The 20,000-nt window shown below is 41.6% G+C and carries 21 protein-coding genes and 1 riboswitch; of the genes, 15 read left to right on the top strand and 6 right to left on the bottom strand.

Features of this window, described 5'->3' with window-relative positions; all coding sequences use genetic code 11:
- Nucleotides 1-86: 86 nt before the first annotated feature.
- The gene (locus E0H88_RS01460; RefSeq protein ID WP_092819698.1) at nucleotides 87-392 is read right to left on the bottom strand and encodes a hypothetical protein; all 306 of its coding nucleotides are present in this window, start codon (nucleotides 390-392) and stop codon (nucleotides 87-89) included.
- Nucleotides 393-597: 205 nt separating this feature from the next.
- Between E0H88_RS01460 and E0H88_RS01455 the strand changes: the two genes are divergently transcribed.
- The 6 genes from E0H88_RS01455 to E0H88_RS01430 all read left to right on the top strand — a co-directional run bounded on the left by E0H88_RS01455 (nucleotide 598) and on the right by E0H88_RS01430 (nucleotide 6,253).
- A complete protein-coding gene (locus E0H88_RS01455) occupies nucleotides 598-963 on the top strand; it encodes a lysozyme inhibitor LprI family protein (RefSeq protein WP_131272831.1) in 366 nt (121 codons plus the stop codon).
- Nucleotides 964-1,065: 102 nt separating this feature from the next.
- Complete coding sequence (gene prmB / locus E0H88_RS01450) at nucleotides 1,066-2,076, top strand: 50S ribosomal protein L3 N(5)-glutamine methyltransferase (RefSeq protein ID WP_131272830.1); 1,011 nt, start codon at nucleotides 1,066-1,068, stop codon at nucleotides 2,074-2,076.
- A 12-nt stretch (nucleotides 2,077-2,088) separates the two neighbouring features.
- Entirely contained in the window at nucleotides 2,089-3,183 is a 1,095-nt protein-coding gene (gene aroC, locus E0H88_RS01445) for a chorismate synthase (protein WP_092819695.1), read from the top strand.
- 111 nt (nucleotides 3,184-3,294) lie between these two features.
- The gene (locus tag E0H88_RS01440; protein ID WP_131272829.1) at nucleotides 3,295-3,837 is read left to right on the top strand and encodes a GNAT family N-acetyltransferase; all 543 of its coding nucleotides are present in this window, start codon (nucleotides 3,295-3,297) and stop codon (nucleotides 3,835-3,837) included.
- A 178-nt stretch (nucleotides 3,838-4,015) separates the two neighbouring features.
- Nucleotides 4,016-4,105, top strand: a riboswitch (glycine riboswitch).
- Nucleotides 4,106-4,253: 148 nt separating this feature from the next.
- The gene (locus E0H88_RS01435) at nucleotides 4,254-5,498 is read left to right on the top strand and encodes a D-amino acid dehydrogenase (RefSeq protein WP_131272828.1); all 1,245 of its coding nucleotides are present in this window, start codon (nucleotides 4,254-4,256) and stop codon (nucleotides 5,496-5,498) included.
- Nucleotides 5,499-5,608: 110 nt separating this feature from the next.
- Nucleotides 5,609-6,253, top strand: coding sequence for a flagellar biosynthesis protein (locus E0H88_RS01430; RefSeq protein ID WP_131272827.1), 645 nt, complete (start codon nucleotides 5,609-5,611; stop codon nucleotides 6,251-6,253).
- Between the two features lie 66 nt (nucleotides 6,254-6,319).
- Here E0H88_RS01430 and E0H88_RS01425 read toward each other — a convergent pair whose 3' ends face one another.
- Nucleotides 6,320-6,970 (bottom strand): A1S_1983 family putative colistin resistance protein, encoded by a 651-nt coding sequence (locus E0H88_RS01425; protein WP_131272826.1) that lies wholly within the window; start codon nucleotides 6,968-6,970, stop codon nucleotides 6,320-6,322.
- A 99-nt stretch (nucleotides 6,971-7,069) separates the two neighbouring features.
- Between E0H88_RS01425 and ispF the strand changes: the two genes are divergently transcribed.
- The gene (ispF, locus tag E0H88_RS01420; RefSeq protein ID WP_092819690.1) at nucleotides 7,070-7,561 is read left to right on the top strand and encodes a 2-C-methyl-D-erythritol 2,4-cyclodiphosphate synthase; all 492 of its coding nucleotides are present in this window, start codon (nucleotides 7,070-7,072) and stop codon (nucleotides 7,559-7,561) included.
- Here ispF and E0H88_RS01415 read toward each other — a convergent pair.
- The 3 genes from E0H88_RS01415 to E0H88_RS01405 all read right to left on the bottom strand — a co-directional run bounded on the left by E0H88_RS01415 (nucleotide 7,549) and on the right by E0H88_RS01405 (nucleotide 10,244).
- Nucleotides 7,549-8,073, bottom strand: coding sequence for a protein tyrosine phosphatase family protein (locus E0H88_RS01415; protein ID WP_092819689.1), 525 nt, complete (start codon nucleotides 8,071-8,073; stop codon nucleotides 7,549-7,551). The genes ispF and E0H88_RS01415 overlap by 13 nt on opposite strands.
- A gap of 61 nt (nucleotides 8,074-8,134) precedes the next feature.
- Nucleotides 8,135-9,226, bottom strand: a complete 1,092-nt coding sequence (locus tag E0H88_RS01410) for a 3-deoxy-7-phosphoheptulonate synthase (protein ID WP_131272825.1) — start codon at nucleotides 9,224-9,226, stop codon at nucleotides 8,135-8,137.
- Between the two features lie 127 nt (nucleotides 9,227-9,353).
- Nucleotides 9,354-10,244: a sulfite exporter TauE/SafE family protein gene (locus E0H88_RS01405; protein WP_131272824.1), complete on the bottom strand. Its 891-nt coding sequence runs from the start codon at nucleotides 10,242-10,244 to the stop codon at nucleotides 9,354-9,356.
- 712 nt (nucleotides 10,245-10,956) lie between these two features.
- Here E0H88_RS01405 and lpxB point away from each other — a divergent pair.
- On the top strand, nucleotides 10,957-12,150 hold the full coding sequence (gene lpxB, locus E0H88_RS01400; RefSeq protein WP_131272823.1) for a lipid-A-disaccharide synthase: 1,194 nt from the start codon (nucleotides 10,957-10,959) through the stop codon (nucleotides 12,148-12,150).
- A gap of 1 nt (nucleotide 12,151) precedes the next feature.
- On the opposite strand, the gene E0H88_RS01395 is transcribed toward lpxB, so the two are convergent.
- Nucleotides 12,152-13,075, bottom strand: a complete 924-nt coding sequence (locus E0H88_RS01395; protein ID WP_131272822.1) for an AraC family transcriptional regulator — start codon at nucleotides 13,073-13,075, stop codon at nucleotides 12,152-12,154.
- A gap of 192 nt (nucleotides 13,076-13,267) precedes the next feature.
- Here E0H88_RS01395 and E0H88_RS01390 point away from each other — a divergent pair, with 192 nt between their 5' ends.
- From E0H88_RS01390 to cobT, 7 genes are all read left to right on the top strand, one after another.
- Nucleotides 13,268-14,482: an alkane 1-monooxygenase gene (locus E0H88_RS01390; RefSeq protein WP_131272821.1), complete on the top strand. Its 1,215-nt coding sequence runs from the start codon at nucleotides 13,268-13,270 to the stop codon at nucleotides 14,480-14,482.
- Between the two features lie 250 nt (nucleotides 14,483-14,732).
- On the top strand, nucleotides 14,733-15,197 hold the full coding sequence (locus E0H88_RS01385) for a MarR family winged helix-turn-helix transcriptional regulator (RefSeq protein WP_131272820.1): 465 nt from the start codon (nucleotides 14,733-14,735) through the stop codon (nucleotides 15,195-15,197).
- Between the two features lie 438 nt (nucleotides 15,198-15,635).
- Nucleotides 15,636-16,103 (top strand): Cys-tRNA(Pro) deacylase, encoded by a 468-nt coding sequence (gene ybaK / locus E0H88_RS01380; RefSeq protein WP_131272819.1) that lies wholly within the window; start codon nucleotides 15,636-15,638, stop codon nucleotides 16,101-16,103.
- Nucleotides 16,104-16,348: 245 nt separating this feature from the next.
- A complete protein-coding gene (locus E0H88_RS01375; RefSeq protein WP_131272818.1) occupies nucleotides 16,349-17,569 on the top strand; it encodes an MFS transporter in 1,221 nt (406 codons plus the stop codon).
- Between the two features lie 211 nt (nucleotides 17,570-17,780).
- On the top strand, nucleotides 17,781-18,410 hold the full coding sequence (locus tag E0H88_RS01370) for a 2'-5' RNA ligase family protein (protein ID WP_502699714.1): 630 nt from the start codon (nucleotides 17,781-17,783) through the stop codon (nucleotides 18,408-18,410).
- Nucleotides 18,407-18,925 (top strand): bifunctional adenosylcobinamide kinase/adenosylcobinamide-phosphate guanylyltransferase, encoded by a 519-nt coding sequence (gene cobU, locus E0H88_RS01365; RefSeq protein WP_131272817.1) that lies wholly within the window; start codon nucleotides 18,407-18,409, stop codon nucleotides 18,923-18,925. Before E0H88_RS01370 ends, cobU begins: the two co-directional genes overlap by 4 nt.
- Nucleotides 18,925-19,977: a nicotinate-nucleotide--dimethylbenzimidazole phosphoribosyltransferase gene (cobT, locus tag E0H88_RS01360; protein WP_131272816.1), complete on the top strand. Its 1,053-nt coding sequence runs from the start codon at nucleotides 18,925-18,927 to the stop codon at nucleotides 19,975-19,977. Before cobU ends, cobT begins: the two co-directional genes overlap by 1 nt.
- Nucleotides 19,978-20,000 lie beyond the last annotated feature (23 nt).

Below are 20,000 nucleotides of genomic sequence, written 5' to 3'. Positions count from 1 at the left end.
CTTTGATCATAGACTTCCGATGACATTTATCAGGATTAAAGATAGGGATAGAGCAGAAAACCTGCTGCTCAGGGATGAGCTGAGATTTACATCCGAAATTGAATTTTAATATCGCTTTTCTGCTTTAATAAATTTTTATTGTCCTGAATATGTTTAAAAATCATGGCTTGAACCGTGTCATGCTGAAAACCAAGCGCATAACCTTTAACAATAATGATGCTTGGAAAACTAAAAAACAGATATTTTGCATCATCCTCGGATGGGCTGCTATGAATGGCGTGTTCAAGTAAAGTGTGTTGAAAGAATTTTTTTTCCTTCTGTACCTGTGCAGAATCGGTATCATTCCAGTAGTTTTCACGCATTGCCATTAAATTATTGTGTTTGTAGCTCATAAAAATAAAAATATTTTGTAGAAAAAGAATTGAAAATATATGGGGATATTTTAGTCAGATTCAATATGCAATTTGAATGAATTTGTTATTGGAGCTGAGGTCATAAAGGCTAAGCTTATAGGAATTTGCACATGATTGATGTAGTATCAAAGGATAAGCACAATAATAGTATTTAAATTTGAGTCATTTAAGACAGGGGAATATTATGCGATTGGCAATATCTGTGATGCTGAGTCTGGCTGCTTTCTGGTCAAATTCAGTTTTAGCTCAAGGCTATTCTGACGAATATAATAAATGTCTCGACACTTCTTATGGTGAAATTGAAACAGTCAAAAAATGTGTCGACAAAGAACTGAAAAATCAGGAAAAAATTTTAAATAAAGCTTATAAGGGCTATATAAATAAGAATGTGGTTAATCAAAGTAGTATCGAGCAACAGCATAAACTTTGGCTTAACCGTGTGGATCAAAAATGCTATTTAAAAGTAACATCTACCTATATGGCCGTTAAACAATCCAAGTGTGTACTCGAAATGACAATGGAGCGTACTTACTATTACCAGGCCAAATAAATTCGCCATAGATATTTGTTTTTAATCTGGTCGAAACATTATAAAACCCCGCAAAACAAGGTATCATAAGGCATTTTAAAATTGACCTTGGAGATGCCTTAAGTGGATCAACTGACTATTAGCCCTGAACATTTACAGGAAGCCGCTGAAAACCTAAGCACAATTCGCGATTTTATCCGTTTTGGTGTTTCAGCTCTACGTCAATATGATGCACACTTAGGTCAAGGTACAGAAGATTTTTTTGCTGAAAGCTCGGCTTTAGTCCTGCAAACACTGGCATTGGACTGGAATGCCAACCAGGAAATTTTAGATGCGAAATTGTTGCCAAGCGAAAAAGCAGAATTTATCAGCTTGCTGGAGCGTCGTATCAATGAGAAAGTGCCAACCTCTTATTTATTAAATCTGGCTTATTTCTGCGGGAAACCGTTCTATGTTGACGAGCGTGTACTGATTCCACGTTCACCGATTGCAGAATTGATCAATCAGCGCTTTGCACCTTACTGTCTGGATGAACATGGTCAGATGCGTGAAGCCTTGAACAATCTTCCAGAAAATGATCACCCACAAACACCGCGTCGCATTTTAGACATGTGTACCGGTTCAGGCTGTATTGCAATTGCTCTGGCTTATGCCTTCCCGGAATCTGAAGTGGATGCGACCGATATTTCCAAAGAAGCGTTGGAAGTGGCCTCGATTAACGCTGAACATCACAACATGCAATATCAGGTTGCCTTGATGGAATCCGACTTATTCGCCAAAATTCCTGCCGAAAATCAATACGATTTAATCGTATCCAATCCCCCCTATGTGGATGCCGAAGATATGGCAGATTTACCGGCAGAGTTCCTGCATGAGCCTGAGCTTGCACTCGCTGCGGGTCAGGATGGTCTGGATCTGGTGCGTAAAATGCTGGCACAAGCGGCAGATTATTTGACTGAAGATGGTTTGATTGTCATTGAAGTGGGCAATTCGGAATGGGCCATGAAACAGAATTTTAATACTGTGGATTTCCATTGGCTCACTTTCCAGAATGGCGGTTCAGGCATTTTTGCTTTAACCGCAGAGCAGTGCCGTAAATACCGTGATTTATTTGTACAATCTGTTCAAGCATAAGGAGTTGTGAACATGGCGGGTAATAGTATTGGACAACTGTTCCGTGTAACGACTTGCGGAGAATCTCATGGCGTTGGCCTGATGGCAATTGTCGATGGTGTGCCGCCCGGGATTGAACTGACTGAAGCAGATTTACAAAAAGATTTGGACCGCCGCAAACCGGGGACTTCCAAGTTTGCAACTCAGCGTAAAGAGCCGGACGAAGTTGAAATTATTTCCGGTGTTTTTGAAGGCAAAACCACAGGTACATCGATTGGTTTATTGATTCGTAATACCGACCAGAAATCGAAAGATTACGGCAATATCGCGCAAACTTTCCGTCCGGGGCATGCTGATTATACCTATACGCAAAAGTATGGTTTCCGCGATTATCGTGGCGGTGGCCGCTCAAGTGCGCGTGAAACAGCAATGCGTGTAGCTGCGGGAGCAATTGCGAAAAAATATCTGGCTGAAAAGTTTGGTATCGTGATTCGTGGTCATGTGACGCAAATCGGTACTGAAAAAACCGAAAAACTGGACTGGAATGAAGTTCCAAACAATCCGTTTTTCTGCGGTGATATCGATGCCGTGCCACGTTTTGAAGCTTTAGTGACTTCATTACGTGAACAAGGTACCAGCTGCGGTGCGAAGCTGGAAATTCTGGCCGAGAATGTTCCTGTAGGTTGGGGCGAGCCGGTATTTGATCGTTTAGATGCGGATATTGCCCATGCCATGATGAGCATCAATGCGGTGAAAGGCGTGGAAATTGGTGACGGTTTTGCGGTTGCCGAACAGTTTGGTCATGAATCGCGTGATGAATTAACCACAGATGGATTCCTGGCCAATCATGCCGGTGGTATTCTGGGCGGAATCTCAAGTGGTCAAACCATTCGTGTTGCGATTGCATTGAAACCGACTGCAAGTATCACTACTCCAGGTAAAACCATTAACATTCAGCGTGAAGATACGGACGTATTGACCAAAGGCCGTCATGATCCGTGTGTAGGTGTGCGTGCAACGCCAATTGCTGAGGCGATGTTTGCCATTGTACTTATGGACCATTTTATGCGCCATCGTGCACAAAATGCCGATGTAGTTGCACCGTTTGCTCCAATTGAGCCTAAGTGAAGAGCTTTTGTGATCCACTAAAAAACCAGACGCCAAGTCTGGTTTTTTATTGCTTGATTTTTTAGCTATTATTTATGGTAGTTTCTACGAAACAGAAATTTTTAGAAAAAAATGAAAGCATTAAAATATAGATTGGCAAATGCCAATGATATTGAAACGCTTGTTGTATTGATCAATCAGGCTTATCGCACAAATACTGGTCGCAGTTGGACCAATGAGCAGCATATTGTCATTGGAGACAGGATTAATGCCCAGCAGCTAAAGCAAACCTTGGCACAAGAGAATTTTTGTCTATTTATAGCTGAAATGGTCGAGGATTTAGAATCGGTTTTAGTGTCATGTATTGGCTTAACTTTTCTACAGAATAGTGTCGAAATAGGTACTTTTTGTGTAGCTTCAGCTTGGCAAAATCAGGGCATTGGAAAGCAGATGCTAGCCCATGCTGAAAGGAAAGCTTTAGAAATCTTTCCGGCATTCCAACAGTATGAAATGTATGTACTGCATGTAAGAACAGAGCTGATTCAATATTATGAACGCTGTGGCTATTCAAAAACAGCATGTGTTGAGTCTTATCCGATTGACGCCAATGTAGGGCAGCCCTTGATTGATCTGCAATTACAACAGATGTCAAAACCGGTGCTAAAATTGGGATAGGTGAAACACTCAAAACAGTGCATCTTGTGCATATAAGAGTTTAAGCTGAATCATTAAATGAAATTTTTAAATATAAGTGTTTGAAAATAATATTAATTTTTATTGTAATAACAGTGCTTAACAAATAAATGAATTTAGTGCTCGCGCATGGTACAAAAATTGCTCATATTAATAGAAGCAAATTATTGCAGGAGAGATGTTCTTCTGTGAACACGCCGAAGGAGCAACGACCCCGGAAACTCTCAGGCAAAAGGACTGTAATAATTTCAAAAATCTGGAGAGAAGCATAGCAAAATATATGCTCACCGAAGGGGATGGTCGACGTTATGGATGATAACGATATGATCGAAGCTCTCAGGTAAAAATGACAGATGGGGCGCATAGAAATGTAAATCTACATTTCCAAGGAGTGTGCTATGTGTCATATCGTTGTGATTGGATCAGGCATTACAGGAGTTACCACGGCCTATGAACTCGCCAATTTAGGTTATAAAGTCACGGTCCTAGATAAGCATTTGTATCCAGCCATGGAAACTTCATTTGCCAATGGCGGACAACTTTCCGCGTGTAATGCGGAAGTCTGGAATCAAAAAGCCACAGTACTGAAAGGTATCAAGTGGATGGCGAATAAAAATGCCCCCTTATTACTCAACCCATCTTTCGATTTGCATAAATATGGCTGGTTGATGGAATTCGTGGGCAATATCAAACATTATGAAGCCAATACCCGCGATACCGTTAAAATGGCACTTTTAGCGCGTGAGCACTTATTTGCTGTTGCTGAAAAAGAACATATTCAGTTTGACCTGGAAAAACGCGGCATTCTGCATTTTTACCACAGCAAGCTGGATTATGAGATCGCCACCAAAGTGAATGATTTATTGACCACGGGAGGACTGGAAAGAATAGCGGTTACTCCTGCCGACATCAAAGCCATCGAGCCAAGCCTGAAAGGTGAATATTACGGCGGTTTTTATTGTCCTGGGGATGCGACTGGCGATATTCATAAATTTACCAAAGGTCTCGCTGAAGCCTCTGAAAAATATGGGGTGAAATACCTGTTTGGGATGGAAGTCACCGATGTAAAACACCATAAAAAAGGTGTCACTGTGCTTTACCATGCCAGCAATGAAAATATGCATTTGGATGCAGCTGTGGTGGAATCTTTAGAAGCTGATGCCGTGGTGGTGTGTGGCGGTGTGGGAAGCTATCATTTGGCAAATTTACTGGGTGATCGGGTCAATGTCTATCCTGTGAAAGGGTATTCGATTACGCTGCATCTGAATGATGAAGAAAGTGTCAAAAATGCGCCGTGGGTCAGTTTGCTGGATGAAAGTGCAAAGATTGTGACTTCACGCTTAGGTGCAGATCGTCTGCGTGTAGCCGGAACGGCAGAATTTAATGGTTATAACCGGGATATCCGTGCCGACCGTATTCAACCGCTAACAGATTGGGTGAATAAAAACTTTAATATTACCACTGAAAATGTCGTTCCTTGGGCAGGTTTACGTCCGATGATGCCCAACATGATGCCGATGGTCAGTCGCGGTCGCCGTGAACGGGTTTTTTATAATACCGGTCATGGCCATTTGGGCTGGACTTTGTCTGCAGCGACAGCGGTGATGATTAGTCAGCAAGTCGCGTCGCAGCATCCTGTTTGAGAATACAAAAGCATGGAGTTATTGGCTTCATGCTTTTGAATATATAAAGATTCATTATTCGAAGACGATATGATAATTTGATTTTTATCACCTTAAAATAATGGATACTTATGAATATTTTTTCAAAAATTGTATTAAGTTCGGCTTTAATTGTGGGGATGACAGGGTGTGTGTCTACCCGTGGACTTGTGTCTTTAGAATCACCAGTGCAGCAGATAAATACACAGCAAAGTAGCCTTAAGACTGCAGTCATTAAAATCGTTGAAGATAAACGTGTATTTGAAGACAAGCCCAAACAGGCAAATATTCCTTCGCTCAAAGGTGGATTACAGAAAGCGACAGCATCAGATAAAGCGAAAGCGATTGCCCGTAAGCGTAATGGTTATGGTAAAGCCATGGGGGATATTTTCTTAAGAGATGAAACTGTGGTTTCCGTTTTCGAAAAACGCATTGAATCTGCTTTATTGCATGCTGGCTATAAAGTGGTGCCAGCGGCACAGGTTCAAAAGCCAGATTTGGTGTTAATGGTTAAAGTGAACAAGTTCTGGTCATGGATGCAGCCAGGTTTTTCTTATATAACGCTCAATACAGAAATTGAAACTGAAATTTCTGATGCCAATAGTGTTACACCGCCTATTCGTACTTATACAAAACTTTCTAAACCAACTGTAATGGCAACAGGCTCGCAATGGATTAGCACCATGAATGAAGCCTTAAACGATTATGAAAGCCGCTTAGTTGACCAGTTGAAATAATCTGACAGTTTGAATCAAACAGAGGCATAACTGCCTCTGTTTTTTTATGCACTAAATTCAATCTTTTTAATCATAAAGCCGGTATATACCTGCAAAACGTTCACAGCCTTTTTGCTTGGTTGTAATAGATAAAATCGCCTTGTTAAAGTCGAAATGGTATTTGCAATCATGTTCGTTATCGACAATCTCACTTTTCTGGTCAGCCGTGGTATAGGCTAGAAAGGGGATTGTTTGTGTTTCCAGTTTATTGTTTGGATTACGGTAGGCAATCCCTTCAATTTTAATTTTATCTTTGGTGAGCTGATGCACCTGTAAATGTACAGGCTGAGTGGCGAATTGACCGTGTTCAAATTTTAAATAATGATTGGTCAGACTCTGGTTTAATGAGGTATAAAAATTCAGATCTTCAATGCGTATTTCAAATTGCTGCTTATAACAGTCCAGACTTTTACAAAGTTGTAAACGTTTAAGCCATAAATGATGGGTATCTTCCAATAAGCGAACCGGTGCATCGCTGACCAAAAAGGCCGTGATATAGTGGTTACTCAGTTTTTCTCGCGATTCCGCAAAATTATCAGCGCAAATTTTTTTCATTGAGGCTGTATCAGGCCGTGTACAGTCAATGTCTTGAGCATATGCCATGGTTGAGCACAAACAGCCAATACTGAATAATGTGCCTAATGTTTTAATGAGATTAATATCGGTATTCACCAGCATGATCGCTTATAATTTCACTATGTTGCGCTGCTGTAACTATAGCGAAATAGAAAGCGTGAATACAACATCTCAATTATTTATTTCTTAAGGATGCTTAACGTGGTCGCACAAATTCGAATTGGTCAGGGAATGGATGTACATGCCTTTGAAGAAGGGGATTTTGTTACTCTGGCTGGGGTCAAGATTCCGCATACGCATGGCTTAAAAGCACATTCGGATGGTGATGTGGTATTGCATGCCCTCTGTGATGCCTTGTTGGGGGCTTTGGCTCTGGGCGATATTGGACAGCATTTTCCCGATACCGATGCAAAATTTAAGGGAGCAGACAGCCGGGTATTGCTGAAACATGTTTACCAGCTGATTCTAGACCGTGGCTATGTATTGAATAACGCAGATATTACCGTCGCCTGTGAGCGGCCAAAGCTGGCCAAACATAATCTGGAAATGCGCCAAAGTATTGCAGACGTTCTGGATGTAGAAGTGACCCAGATTAGTGTAAAGGCAACGACTACCGAAAAACTGGGGTTTACCGGACGTCAGGAAGGGATTCTATCGATGGCAACAGTACTGATTTCACATCAGGCAAAATGATCTGGTTGGCTCAACGACTGTTGTAGTTCCTGGGTAGCTTTACGACCTTGCAGTTGTAGGGCTACTGCATGGATTAAACCGGTCCAGGTTTCATTCGGTTCCCAAATACTGTGCATTAACTCCTGTGCCGTAGGCATGTCCATATCCATATAATATTGACGATATAAATACATCAGGCTGCTGACATGATGGTTGGTTGCACAGTGAACCCAAACCATCTGTTCTTGTACTAAATGATTGAGCAGGTCCAATACCAGTAAACACTGGTCATCAGAAGGTGTTTCTGCTGAAATGGGCAGCTTAATATAATTTAAACCTAAACCTAAACAAATCTTATCTTCATGGTCGAGATGCGGCTCGGCATCAGACAATGCCAGATTTACAATGGTCGTAATTCCATATTCTTTAATCAGCTTGAGCTGTTCCGCCGTAGGCTGAGCAGAAGTGAATAGATGCTCGTGAATAAACTGGAAATTTTCAATATGGCTAAGGGCATTTTCAATTTCATTCATAAGAAAAAATTCCAAAGGTTAAAGTAGAAACGCCATCTGTTCAGATGGCGTTTTAAATCTCTTAGCGATTTGGTAAAACGTCTTTCAATGCTTCATGCATATCGAGCAGGGCTTTTTCAGTGGTTTCCCAATCGATACAGCCGTCAGTCACCGATTTGCCATATTCCAGATCATCCAGATTGTCAGGAATATCCTGACGACCACCTTTCAGATGACTTTCCACCATAATGCCGACAATGGACTTGTTGCCATCCTGAATCTGTTCAGTAATGTTTTTCAATACCAGTGGTTGCAGGTACGGATCTTTGTTGGAGTTGGCATGGCTGGCATCAATCATGATCTTGTTGCTGACTTTGGCTTTGGCCAAGGCATTTTCAGCTTCTGCAACAGAACCTGCATCGTAATTCGGCTTGCCATTACCACCACGCAGTACCACATGTGCATACGGGTTCCCGCTGGTACGAATCACCGAAACCTGACCTTGGTCATTCAGGCCAAGGAAGCTATGGCCATGTTTAACCGATTGCATGGCATTGGTTGCTACGGTTAAGCCGCCATCGGTACCGTTTTTGAAACCTACCGGAGAAGATAAACCTGAAGACATTTCACGGTGCGTCTGGCTTTCAGTGGTACGTGCACCAATCGCTGACCATGAAATCAGGTCTTGATAATATTGTGGTGAGTTTGGATCGAGTGCTTCAGTGGCACATGGCAATCCTTTTTCATTCAGTTCAACCAAAAGCTGACGACCAATACGAAGACCTTTTTCAATATTGAAAGAGTCATTCATGTCAGGGTCATTAATCAGACCTTTCCAGCCTACTGTGGTACGCGGTTTTTCGAAATAAACGCGCATGACAATATAAAGGCTGTCTTTCACTTTTTCGCTTAAAACTTTGAGACGATCGGCATATTCGTGCGCAGCGACAGTATCATGAATTGAGCAAGGACCAATAACGACAAACAGGCGTTTGTCTTTACCATCCAGGATATTGCGAATAGTTTCACGGCCTTTAAGGACGGTTTGATAGGCATGCTCAGTCAGAGGTAACTCTTTTTTTAATTCAGCTGGAGTCACAAGAGGCTGAATGCTTTGTACATTCACGTCGTCGATGTCAGATTGTGTAATAGGTTTTGACTGTAGTGTATTCATTGCCGTCACTGGTTCGATCATACAAAAGTTTATTTCATAACCCGAATATAACACGAATATACGTTCACAATGTTATAAAAAAGATCAATATATAGGTCAAAAAAAAGTGATGAATCGTATAGTTAAATTAAACAAGCGCCGATTTTTCAACAATGATCACTTGCGCCGTAGCCGGTTTTGCAACAGGTTTTGCCTTGACCGGGTGCAGCATGAAATTCATGCCTAATGCAAATAAGGTAATACCCAGAATCTTGCGGATAATTTTCTCAGGCAGACGAGAACTGATTAAAGTACCCACCACAATTGCAGGAATGGAACCGACCAATAACCAGCCAAGCAAGTGTAAATCGACATTACCGGAACTCATGTGTCCAAGACCTGCAACCAAAGTTAACAATACAGCATGCACAACATCGGAACCGATAATACGGATCATCGGTAAATTCGGGAACATCAGCACAAGTGCCATAATACCGAATGCGCCAGCACCGACTGAAGATAAGGTGACGAATATACCCAATACAATGCCCATAATCACGATATAAGCACGTTTGTCTTTGGCTTGCAGATTGACCTTTTCCAGATCCTGGGTCATATCCAAAGGAACATCTTTACGCAGCTTGTTAAAAAAGCGTTCAATATGACCGCGGAACACGATAGAAACACCGGTCAGGGTCAACATAAACCCCAAAACCATGGTCAAGACAGCTTTGTAGCTACTGGATTGGCTGAGATAGTTTTCTAGTACCCAATGCGTTGCAAATGAGGCAGGGATACTGCCTACAGCAAGCCAGATCACAATTGGCCAGACAATATTCATTTTTTTTGCATGAACCAGAGACCCGCAGAATTTTGAAATTGCGGCATACAGCAAGTCGGTGCCAATGGCTATGTGCGGCTCGATTCGAAACAGGCTAATCAGGATGGGAGTCATTAAAGAACCTCCACCTACACCTGTAATTCCCACGCAGAAACCGACCAAAACACCCGCTAAAATAAATTCCAATGGACCAAACATGGTTATATGCCAAATATCAAAAAACGTGCATATGTTATGACTTTTCCATATAAGTCGTTGTCTTGATTATTGATTTGCTTATTCTAAAAAGAGATAAAGCAGGATGGATATTTCTTCTTTTACCTTATTCGGTGTGTTTGGGCTTTTGTATCATGGAGAGTATTAAACATAGAAAATTCAGTAGGATATGAATTCTTTAAATATAGATCGGAATAATGAAAGTTGATTATATGGCAGTTTAACTTAGACGATATCTGGGTGATTGTTATGGGATGCTATTTTCATAAAAAGTTTCGATCGCCTTTTTTATAGTGGAACTATTCATATAGGTACAATTTGCAGTCTATTTTTTCATGAATATAAAGGATGCGATTTGCCTTTAAAACCAGAACTGGTGGCTGCTGTAGCGTTATGGTTTTAAGTTAAGCGGGAAACCTATATTGAAACAAGGGATAAGAATGAAGAACTGAATATTCATGAAGAATATCAGGCTGAAAAGAAAATGTTTATTTGCCTATCGCCACTGTGTCTAAAAAAATTGTAAAACCTGTTGTTGAAGCCAAGTATGTATAGAACGCAAATTTTTCCTCTACACGGCAATTAAATTGATTGCGTTGCTATAGTTTAAAGAGATCAATGCTTAGTCATGTAAAGCCAAAGGACTATGCTAAAATATTGAACTATTCAGCCGAAGGATGTATGGGGAACGCACTTGCAAAATAGAAAACTAAAAATTGGGATGGTGGTTGGTGAGGTTTCAGGCGATACCTTGGGCGCTAAACTGATCCGTAGTTTTCGTGAGCAAGGCATAGATGCCGAATTCGAAGGCATCGGTGGTCCGCAGATGATTGCTGAAGGTTTCAAAAGCTATTATCCGATGGATATTTTGTCTGTTATGGGCATTGTAGAAGTTTTAAAAGATCTTAAAAAACTTTTTGCAGTGCGTGATGGCTTGCTTGAAATCTGGAGCAAAGAGCCGGTAGATGTCTTTGTCGGTATTGATGCGCCAGACTTTAATTTACGTTTATCTAAAAGCCTGAAACAGAAAAATCTGCCCATCAAGACCGTGCAATATGTCAGTCCTTCAGTGTGGGCATGGCGTCAGGGACGGGTACATGGCATTAAAGCCAGTATTGATCTGGTGCTGTGTTTATTTCCTTTTGAAAAAACCTTTTATAAAAAATTTGATGTACCGTCTGCTTTTGTCGGGCATCCATTGGCCAGCCAGTTGCCTTTGCAAAACCCGCTGATTGAAGCGAAGCAGGAGCTGGGACTGAATGTGGAACATAAGCATATTGCACTGTTACCGGGTAGCCGACGTGGTGAAATTGAAAGATTGGGTCCATTGGTACTTGATGCAGCCAAAATCGTGAGTCAAAAGCACCCTGAATATGTGTTTCTGATTCCTGCAATTAATGATGCACGCAAACAGCAGATTGAAGCCTTGCTGCAACAATATCCTGCTGATTTGGTGGCTAAAGTCTGTTTGCTGGAAAATACCGATACGGAATCGAAAATTGGCCGTCAGGTAATGAATGCGTCCAATATTGTGGCCTTGGCTTCAGGAACGGCAACACTGGAAGCCATGCTGTTACATCGCCCGATGGTGACTTTCTATAAACTGAACTGGCTGACCTATCATCTGGTCAAGTTCCTGATCAAGATTCCATATTATTCCTTGCCGAATATTATTGCGGGCAAAAAAGTCATTCGGGAATTAATTCAGCATGATGCGACACCAGAAAATTTGGCTACCGAAATTGAAAAACTGATGAATGTTGAAACCGCACAAATCCAGGCCATGCAGCACATCACCATGCACAAGCAGTTACTTTCAGGAAATAGTGAAGATCCAGTTCAGGCGATTCTAAATATTTTGAATGCAGGTACAGCTGACCAGGCATAACTTAATGGAACTGCTGGCGATATTGACTCGGGGTTAATTCAAATAGGCGTTTAAAGGTTTGGCTAAAGGCTGTTTCGGAAGAATAGCCGACCCGATGGGCAATCTGCTGTATGGATAATTGTCCTTCACGTAAATGCTGCGATGCCAAACGGAAACGGTATTGCTGTAGATAAGCCAGTGGGGTTTCACCGACTATGCTGCTAAACAAGGTGGCGAACTTGGAGCGGGACATGCAACATTGTTCAGCCAGACTTTCTACCGTCCAGGCCTGTTCCGGTTTGCCGTGAATCGCAGCTAAAGCATTGGCCAGTTCGGTATGGGAAAGTGCCCGTAGCCAGTTATTGGAGTCCTGTAACTGGGCAATATAATCGCGTACGCATTCAATAAACAGAATACTGACCAGATGATCGAGAATTTTGTCGCGGCCTGGTTGAATTTGATAGGCTTCTACGGCCAAAAAATGTAATCCGATTTGTAGCCATTCAGGGGCGGTACTGCCGGTAATATGCTGAATATGGATGTAGTCGGGCAGGGCATTCAGTAAAGGACGTGCCATAATGGTATCAATATGACAACGGATGGCCAGAATCAGTGCAGGTTCACCACTGGAACTGCCAAATTCGATGGTTTCTTGCCTTCTTTTATCAAAAAAATCATTAATATTCAGTGCCTCAAGCAAATTTTCCATATTATCACTGCGGCAAATATGGCTTTGTCCTGAAGGGATCAGGATTAAATCTCCTGCTTCTAGCTGCAACAATTTTTGTGATTCAAACTGGATGTTGAGGGTGCCCACCAGAACCACATAGCCAATCATGGCATCCTGCTCCTGATATGCATAGGCCCAGTGACCTTGCGGTTTTAAATAAATGTATTCAGATTTATTCAGATGAATATCGTCAAAAATTTTGCTTAAGGCATCCATGTCTTATCGTTCTGTCATCATCTAATAAAAATTATAAAAAGCCTTGATTAATATCCGTATGTGTTTTGAGGTCAAATATTGGCTATTGATGCCAAGGACGTTTGCATAGCTTTTTTGGACGTTTACAACTGTTCTTGATGACCTATTTCTAGAAATATAACGGTAGAATAAAAAATAGGGAAGATCGCCAACATGAATGCACCAGTAAATTTAAATCAAGCCAAAGTTCAGACCCTGTCCAATGTTTCAGGTTTAGCCCTCGATAAAAAACGCTACTGGTGGCTGCTGAGCCCCGGTTTACCGGTGATCGGAATGGGGATTCTGGCTGGCTACCAGTTTGGTCCTAAAGCCACGAAAAAAATCTTTGCTTTAGGGGGACCCTTATTGCTGCATGTGATTATTCCAACTGTTGATGCTATTGTGGGCAATGACAGTAATAATCCTAGCGATGAAGAAATCAAGTCACTGGTAGCAGACCCGTATTATGAACGCATTGTAAAATTGTTTATTCCCTTGCAGATGGCGGCGAACCTTTTTGCCGGTTATGTGGTGAGCCGTAAAGAAACTTCTTTTATTGACCAGATCCTGCTGGGTATTTCCATGGGCGCGATTAACGGTGTGGGAGTGAATACCGCACATGAGCTGTCGCACCGACCGCATAAAAAGGATCATTATCTTGCCCATGCGACATTAACACCGCTGTTTTATAATCACTTTCGTGTTGAACATCCGTATGGGCACCATAAACGTGCGGCCACGCCTGAAGATCCAGCCTCTTCGAAAATGGGTGAAACTTTTTATGAGTTTTGGCCAAGAACGGTCTTTGGAGGAATTAAATCGTCCATTGAAATTGAGAAAAACCGTTTAAAACGTAAAGGCTTATCTTTCTTTAGCAAGGAAAATGAATTGTTTCAAGGCTGGGCCATGAGTGCCGCTTTCCATGCCAGCATGCTGAAGCTGTTTGGTAAAGACGTGATTCCTTATTTGGCCACGCAGGCATTTTATGGAATCAGTTTGTTTGAAATTATTAACTATATTGAACATTACGGTTTAATGCGCGATAAAAAGGAAGATGGGACTTATACACGTACCATGCCTGAGCATAGCTGGAATAACAATAACATCACCACCAATTTGTTTTTGTACCAGTTGCAGCGTCATTCCGATCATCATGCCTATCCAACTCGTCCGTTTCAGGCTTTACGCCATTTTGATGAAGCACCTGAATTGCCGAGTGGATATGCCACTATGTTATTGCCGGCTTTAATTCCATCGCTCTGGTTTAAAATGATGGATAAACGCGTTTTTGATCACTATAAGGGCGATTTAAATAAAGCCAATATTCATCCAAAACGCCGTGCCAACATATTCAAGAAGTTTGGATTGTCACTACAAAATGAAGAGTGATTAAAATAGTAGTGCAATGAAAAACATCATGAAAAAGCCCAGTTGTTGAATTAGGGCTTTTTTATTTTATAAGAATTCTGTTGGACAATATTAAATATTTTTGTAGACTTTTTAATCAATTTATAAGAATATAAGTGCTTCAAATAAGCAATAAAAATAATTTAATATATTGCTAAAAAAAACGACATTAAAACAGACTTTATAAATTTAAAATATTTCAATTAAAACAATAGATTAGAGGTTTTTAGCCATGGCAAGCAAGTACAGTAAATTTTTTTCCACAGCTTCTGAATTTAATTTAGATAATTTTCCATACTACTGGATTACTCAAGTACATTCTCAATATGTGCAGAATGTGGATCATGCATTAAAAAAATACGGTTTAGACAATTCTCGTCGGCGTATCTTGTTAGCTTTAAAATCAAAGCCCAATGCGAGTGTATCCGACTTATCCGATATGTTGATTTTCAAGATGTCGACGACGACCAAAATTATTTACCGTTTAAAAGATGAAGGCTTGGTAGATACTTATTGTTGTGAAGAGGATGCGCGAATTACCCGTGTCGTTTTAACTCATATGGGCGAGCAAATGGTGGAAAAAATTAACGATCTGAGTCATATCGTTTTAGATCAGTCTTTTGAAGGTTTGACGCCGCTGCAAATTGAAAAAATGTTGGACAGCCTTAAACTTATTTTCAGAAATTTGGCTCATTAATTTTAATCTTATCAATTTAATATCATCAAGAAAGCGTGGATGTCGTATCCACGCTTTCTATTTCTTGTCGGCTTTTCTTTTTTAAATTAAACATCATCCTTTGAAGCACTTGAATCTAAGCCTAAGCATCTCGCTATAGCAGATTAGGTGAGGAAAAATCCGTTCTTCCAGTAAAAGAGGGTAAATATCAAGTATCACAATAACAGCTTGTAAAAAATGCTGGGTTTGCTTGAAAGTGGAATAGGTATAGCAGCAGGCATTTGTTTAGGTTTTAGCCGTATCCATCATCTGACTTTTAACATATACATTCTGAGAAAAATTTCAATTTTCATAAACTGATGAAGTTTAAGCACAAATTTAAAATAGCCTAAGCATGCTAAACATTCACTTTTAAAAAGCCTATAATTTATTTAACCTGTTTTTAATATTATCGAAAAAATGACCCCTGCTTGCAAAGTTTTAAAATCCAATAAAATTGAATTCTCTATCCACGAATATGAACATGATGCCAATGCCAAAAGCTTTGGTCTGGAAGCCGCCGAAAAACTCGGTTTGAGTGTTGATGAAGTGTTTAAAACGCTGTTGGTGACGGATGACAAGAACTATTTTGTTGCGGTGTTACCGGTAAATCACCAATTGAATTTAAAAAAAGTCGCAGCAGCAGTCGGCTGTAAAAAATTGCAAATGGCCGCTCCTAAAAATGCTGAACGCTTGACTGGCTATCTGGTCGGAGGGATTAGCCCGGTTGGACAGAAGAAACGCTTAAAAACAGTGATCGATGCTACGGCACAAAACTTGCCAAAAATATATGTCAGCGGTGGAAAAAGAGGCCTGGATATTGGCCTGAAACCGCAAGATTTAGCGCAGGTTTTGGGTGCACAGTTTGCAGATGTGCTGGATTGCTAAAATATCAAATGAAGTGATTCTGATTAGCCCTAAAGAAATTTAGGGCTTTTTTTTGTGCAAGTTTTGGCGATTGGCGGTACTGACAAAGCCCAGCAAGATGCGATTAAATAGGGTTTTGTTTACCCATACTGAACCTATGGCCAAGGCTCTGATCTGAAAGGCACTATCACATCTTAAAAGCACCTGCATAGGTTGCCTCTAATTGCTTGTAAATGTAGACCTGTATTAGGAATAAAAAATAAACAATGGATAAAAATAACAAAATCTTCATTGCAGCAAGTCTGGCCAATGGGGCAAGTTTTTCAATGATTTTACCTTTGCTGGCGCCTTTGGTTCGCCAATTAAAGCTGTCAGAACTGCAAGGCGGTTCCATGGTATCGGGTGGGGCCTTACTGATGGCGATTGCAGCCATTTATATTTCTAAAAATCAAAATAAATTTTCTATATATCAGTTGCTTAGTCTTGGCTTTATGGGCATGACCATGACCTGGGGCATTTTTACTGCCGTGCTGTTTTATGGCCTGTCGGTTCAGGTCTCGTTAATCAGTCTGTTTGGCTTGCTCATGGCGGCGCGTGCAGGAACCGGGGTATTTATGGCTATGCCGCAGATTGCGCTACAAACCTATGTGATGACCCGTTATACCGATGAACAGCAACGCAGCCAGACCATGTCAACATTTGGTGCCTTAAATAGTGTAGGGGTAATCGTCGGGCCTTTTTTAACAACTTTGCTATTAGCATGGGGCATCTTGGCGCCTTTATGGGCTGCGATTATCATTTTAAGCTTGTTTAGTCTGGTGATTGTGTTTGGATTTGAGCGAAACAGCTCATTACAATCTTCAAGACAGGATCCTGAGCTTATTGAAACCCGTCTCGATCTGGACTTTTCCATGCAGCAATGTTTTGCCTGGTTGCTGCTTGGTTTTAGTCTCTATCTGGCAATTGTGACAGTGAATCTGACGGCTGGTTTTTATATCCAGGATCATTTTCACATGAGCATTGCACAAAGTGCCGTGTACTTTTCCCAGGGTTCTTTAATTGTGGGCATTGCCTTAGTGATTATGCAAAGCCTGATTTCTAAATATCTGCAATGGTCCGTTTATTGCCTGTTATGGGTGGGCCTGCTGTGCATGACCGCAGGGCTGCTCATTTCTGTACTGACCGAGCATATCCGTATTTTTCAGTACAGTTATATTCTTTATGGAATTGCAGTGGCCTGCCTAATTCCTGCTTTTACCACCGGAGCGGCACAAAATGCATCTAAAACCCTGCAAGCCAAGGTTGCCAGCTGGTGTACCGCAACCCAAGCCTTAAGTTTTGTTTTAGGCCCAATAGTAAGCACCGGCTTGTATCAGTGGCACAAGAGTTATCCCTATTATTTTTTGCTGTGCTTAATGCTGGGTTTAACGATTTATTTTTCAATGAAAGTCATGCTGCAGGAAAAGAAAAATATCATTGAATCATAAGGATATAACAGATGGCTAAAAACTTATCAGTCCCATCTTGAGGAGAGGAGTAGACAGGGTTATTGTCTATAAAAAATAGCCGTTCGCACAAGGAGGTGCTGAAAGAGCTGAATAAATTTCAGTACCGGCTGAATATTGTTAAACCAATACTTTAATCAATTGCATCAAATTCATGGTTAAATAACGTAATTGAATTTAATGTGAATTTCACGTGTTTTTGAAGCCTTCTATGCCGGTGGTGCCTACGCTTGCACAGGACTATCCTGAGTGGCATAAAGGGCGCACGGATTATTCACTCTGGTATCTGGAAATACAGCAGCCCGAATTGCTGCATTATTTACATGATTTGCGTCAGCACTTTTCCGACTTGCTGTACGCGCCAAATACACGCCAGTTTCATATCACCTTATTTATTTGCGGATTTTTGACTGCCCACCCACAGACTTGGGATGACGATTTTAGCCATCAGCAATTACAGCAGCAGATTGAAATTTTAAGGCCACAACGAAGATCTTCATTTAAACTGAAGTCTGGACGCTTAAATAGTTTTGAAAGTGTACTTTTTATTGAAATTGAGGATATTGAAGGAAGCCTAGCCGAGATCCGTCAACAGTTATATGCCTGTTCAGAAGAGGTTGCACCCTTACAATATTGTCCGCATATCACTTTGGGTTTATATAAAGATACTATCAATAGTGATGCAGTCTTTGAGCGTATTCAACATATTTCACAGCAGCAATTTGAATTTCAGAACCGGCAATTAATCTTTGGAACCTATCATGCACAAACGTTGCAGGGACCATTAACACCGTACCATCAATTTATTTTGGGTGATGCATGATCCAACTCATTTTAGGCGGCGCCCGTTCTGGCAAAAGTCGTCTAGCAGAACAAACTGCCCAAGATTCAGGCCTGGCTGTAACTTACATTGCAACGGCCCAGGCTTTAGACATAGAAATGCAGCAGCGAATTGCCCATCATCAGATGCAGCGTCCTGCCGATTGGCAGCTGATAGAAGAACCTTACTTACTGGCAGAACGATTGCAGAAAATTGATGCACCGAATCAGCTAATTTTAGTCGATTGCCTGACCCTATGGATGAGCAATCTATTGATGCATGAAGATAAAACTCTGCAAGCCACCGAATGTCAAAAATTACTCGATGTGCTGCCAGGCTTACAATCACAAATCATTCTGGTAAGCAATGAAACCGGATTGGGCGTCGTTCCCATGGGTGAGATCAGCCGCAAGTTTGTAGATGAATCCGGACGGTTGCATCAGCAGTTGGGGCAGATTGCCGATAAAGTGATGTTTTGCGTCGCAGGTTTCCCAATGATTTTAAAAGGAGAGAAATAATGAACTGGTGGTTAGATGCGTGTAAAACGCCAAGTGCAGAAGCCAGACTACAGGCTGCAGAGCGTCAATTACAGCTCACCAAACCGACCGGTTCACTTTCCGAACTGGAAAATGTTGCGATTCAACTGGCCAGTTTGCAAAACACTCCGCGCCCGAACATTGATAAACCGTGGATTACTATTTTTGCCGGTGACCATGGGGTGATGGAAGAAAACATTTCCGCCTATCCGCAAGCGGTAACCCGGCAGATGTTGCAAAATTTTACCGGTGGTGGTGCGTGCATTAGCGTGATTGCCAAAGAATACAATGCCAAACTGCAAGTCATTGACTGTGGTTCTGTCGGAGATGCCTATGAATATGCAGGAGTAGAACGACATTGTATTATGCCGGGTACTGCCAACTTCGCTAAACAACCGGCCATGACCGAAGCGCAATGTGCTGAAGCCATGCTGCTGGGGGCAAAAAGTGTAGAACAAGCCGTTGCGTCTGGGGCTTCTGTTTATGTGGCTGGGGAAATGGGCATTGGCAATACCTGTTCTGCTTCAGCCGTTGCCTGTTTCTTGCTGAATGAGCCTGCCGAGCAATTGACCGGCGTGGGTACCGGCATTCGTGAAGAACAGCTCAATCACAAAAAAAATGTCATTAACCAGGCGATAGCATTGCACAAAGAATATGTAGGCGATGATGCATTTAAAGCCTTGTGCGCCGTGGGTGGCCTGGAAGTGGCTGCAATGGTCGGTGCTTATATTCGCTGCGCACAGCTGGGTTTGCCTATGGTGGTCGATGGCTTTATTACTACGGCATCTGCATTGGTAGCCGTACGCTTAAATCCGGCCGTACGTGAATGGATGCTGTTTGGTCACCAATCGGCTGAATATGGGCATCAGCGTTTATTGCAGGAACTGAATGCCAATCCGTTGCTGAAGCTGAATTTACGTTTAGGCGAAGGCAGTGGTGCCGGGGCAGCTTTAGGAATCATCAAGTTAGCATGCAGCCTGCATAACAATATGGCGACTTTTGCTGAAGCTGCCGTGACGGGTGAAAAAGTTTAATCTGCCTGGATTTAAAGGTGATT

The organism is Acinetobacter sp. ANC 4216 (assembly GCF_004331195.1).
Lineage (GTDB): Bacteria > Pseudomonadota > Gammaproteobacteria > Pseudomonadales > Moraxellaceae > Acinetobacter > Acinetobacter kookii.
This window is presented reverse-complemented; position numbering and strand designations above follow the sequence as displayed.

Coding starts and splice junctions, on each gene's coding strand:
- cobT (WP_131272816.1), top strand. CDS start 18,925: ATGAACTGGTGGTTAGATGCGTGTAAAACGCCAAGTGCAGAAGCCAGA.
- aroC (WP_092819695.1), top strand. CDS start 2,089: ATGGCGGGTAATAGTATTGGACAACTGTTCCGTGTAACGACTTGCGGA.
- E0H88_RS01435 (WP_131272828.1), top strand. CDS start 4,254: ATGTGTCATATCGTTGTGATTGGATCAGGCATTACAGGAGTTACCACG.
- E0H88_RS01425 (WP_131272826.1), bottom strand. CDS start 6,970: ATGCTGGTGAATACCGATATTAATCTCATTAAAACATTAGGCACATTA.
- E0H88_RS01440 (WP_131272829.1), top strand. CDS start 3,295: ATGAAAGCATTAAAATATAGATTGGCAAATGCCAATGATATTGAAACG.
- E0H88_RS01395 (WP_131272822.1), bottom strand. CDS start 13,075: ATGGATGCCTTAAGCAAAATTTTTGACGATATTCATCTGAATAAATCT.
- E0H88_RS01415 (WP_092819689.1), bottom strand. CDS start 8,073: ATGAATGAAATTGAAAATGCCCTTAGCCATATTGAAAATTTCCAGTTT.
- E0H88_RS01390 (WP_131272821.1), top strand. CDS start 13,268: ATGAATGCACCAGTAAATTTAAATCAAGCCAAAGTTCAGACCCTGTCC.
- E0H88_RS01430 (WP_131272827.1), top strand. CDS start 5,609: ATGAATATTTTTTCAAAAATTGTATTAAGTTCGGCTTTAATTGTGGGG.
- E0H88_RS01375 (WP_131272818.1), top strand. CDS start 16,349: ATGGATAAAAATAACAAAATCTTCATTGCAGCAAGTCTGGCCAATGGG.
- E0H88_RS01405 (WP_131272824.1), bottom strand. CDS start 10,244: ATGTTTGGTCCATTGGAATTTATTTTAGCGGGTGTTTTGGTCGGTTTC.
- E0H88_RS01460 (WP_092819698.1), bottom strand. CDS start 392: ATGAGCTACAAACACAATAATTTAATGGCAATGCGTGAAAACTACTGG.
- E0H88_RS01455 (WP_131272831.1), top strand. CDS start 598: ATGCGATTGGCAATATCTGTGATGCTGAGTCTGGCTGCTTTCTGGTCA.
- cobU (WP_131272817.1), top strand. CDS start 18,407: ATGATCCAACTCATTTTAGGCGGCGCCCGTTCTGGCAAAAGTCGTCTA.
- E0H88_RS01410 (WP_131272825.1), bottom strand. CDS start 9,226: ATGAATACACTACAGTCAAAACCTATTACACAATCTGACATCGACGAC.
- E0H88_RS01385 (WP_131272820.1), top strand. CDS start 14,733: ATGGCAAGCAAGTACAGTAAATTTTTTTCCACAGCTTCTGAATTTAAT.
- ybaK (WP_131272819.1), top strand. CDS start 15,636: ATGACCCCTGCTTGCAAAGTTTTAAAATCCAATAAAATTGAATTCTCT.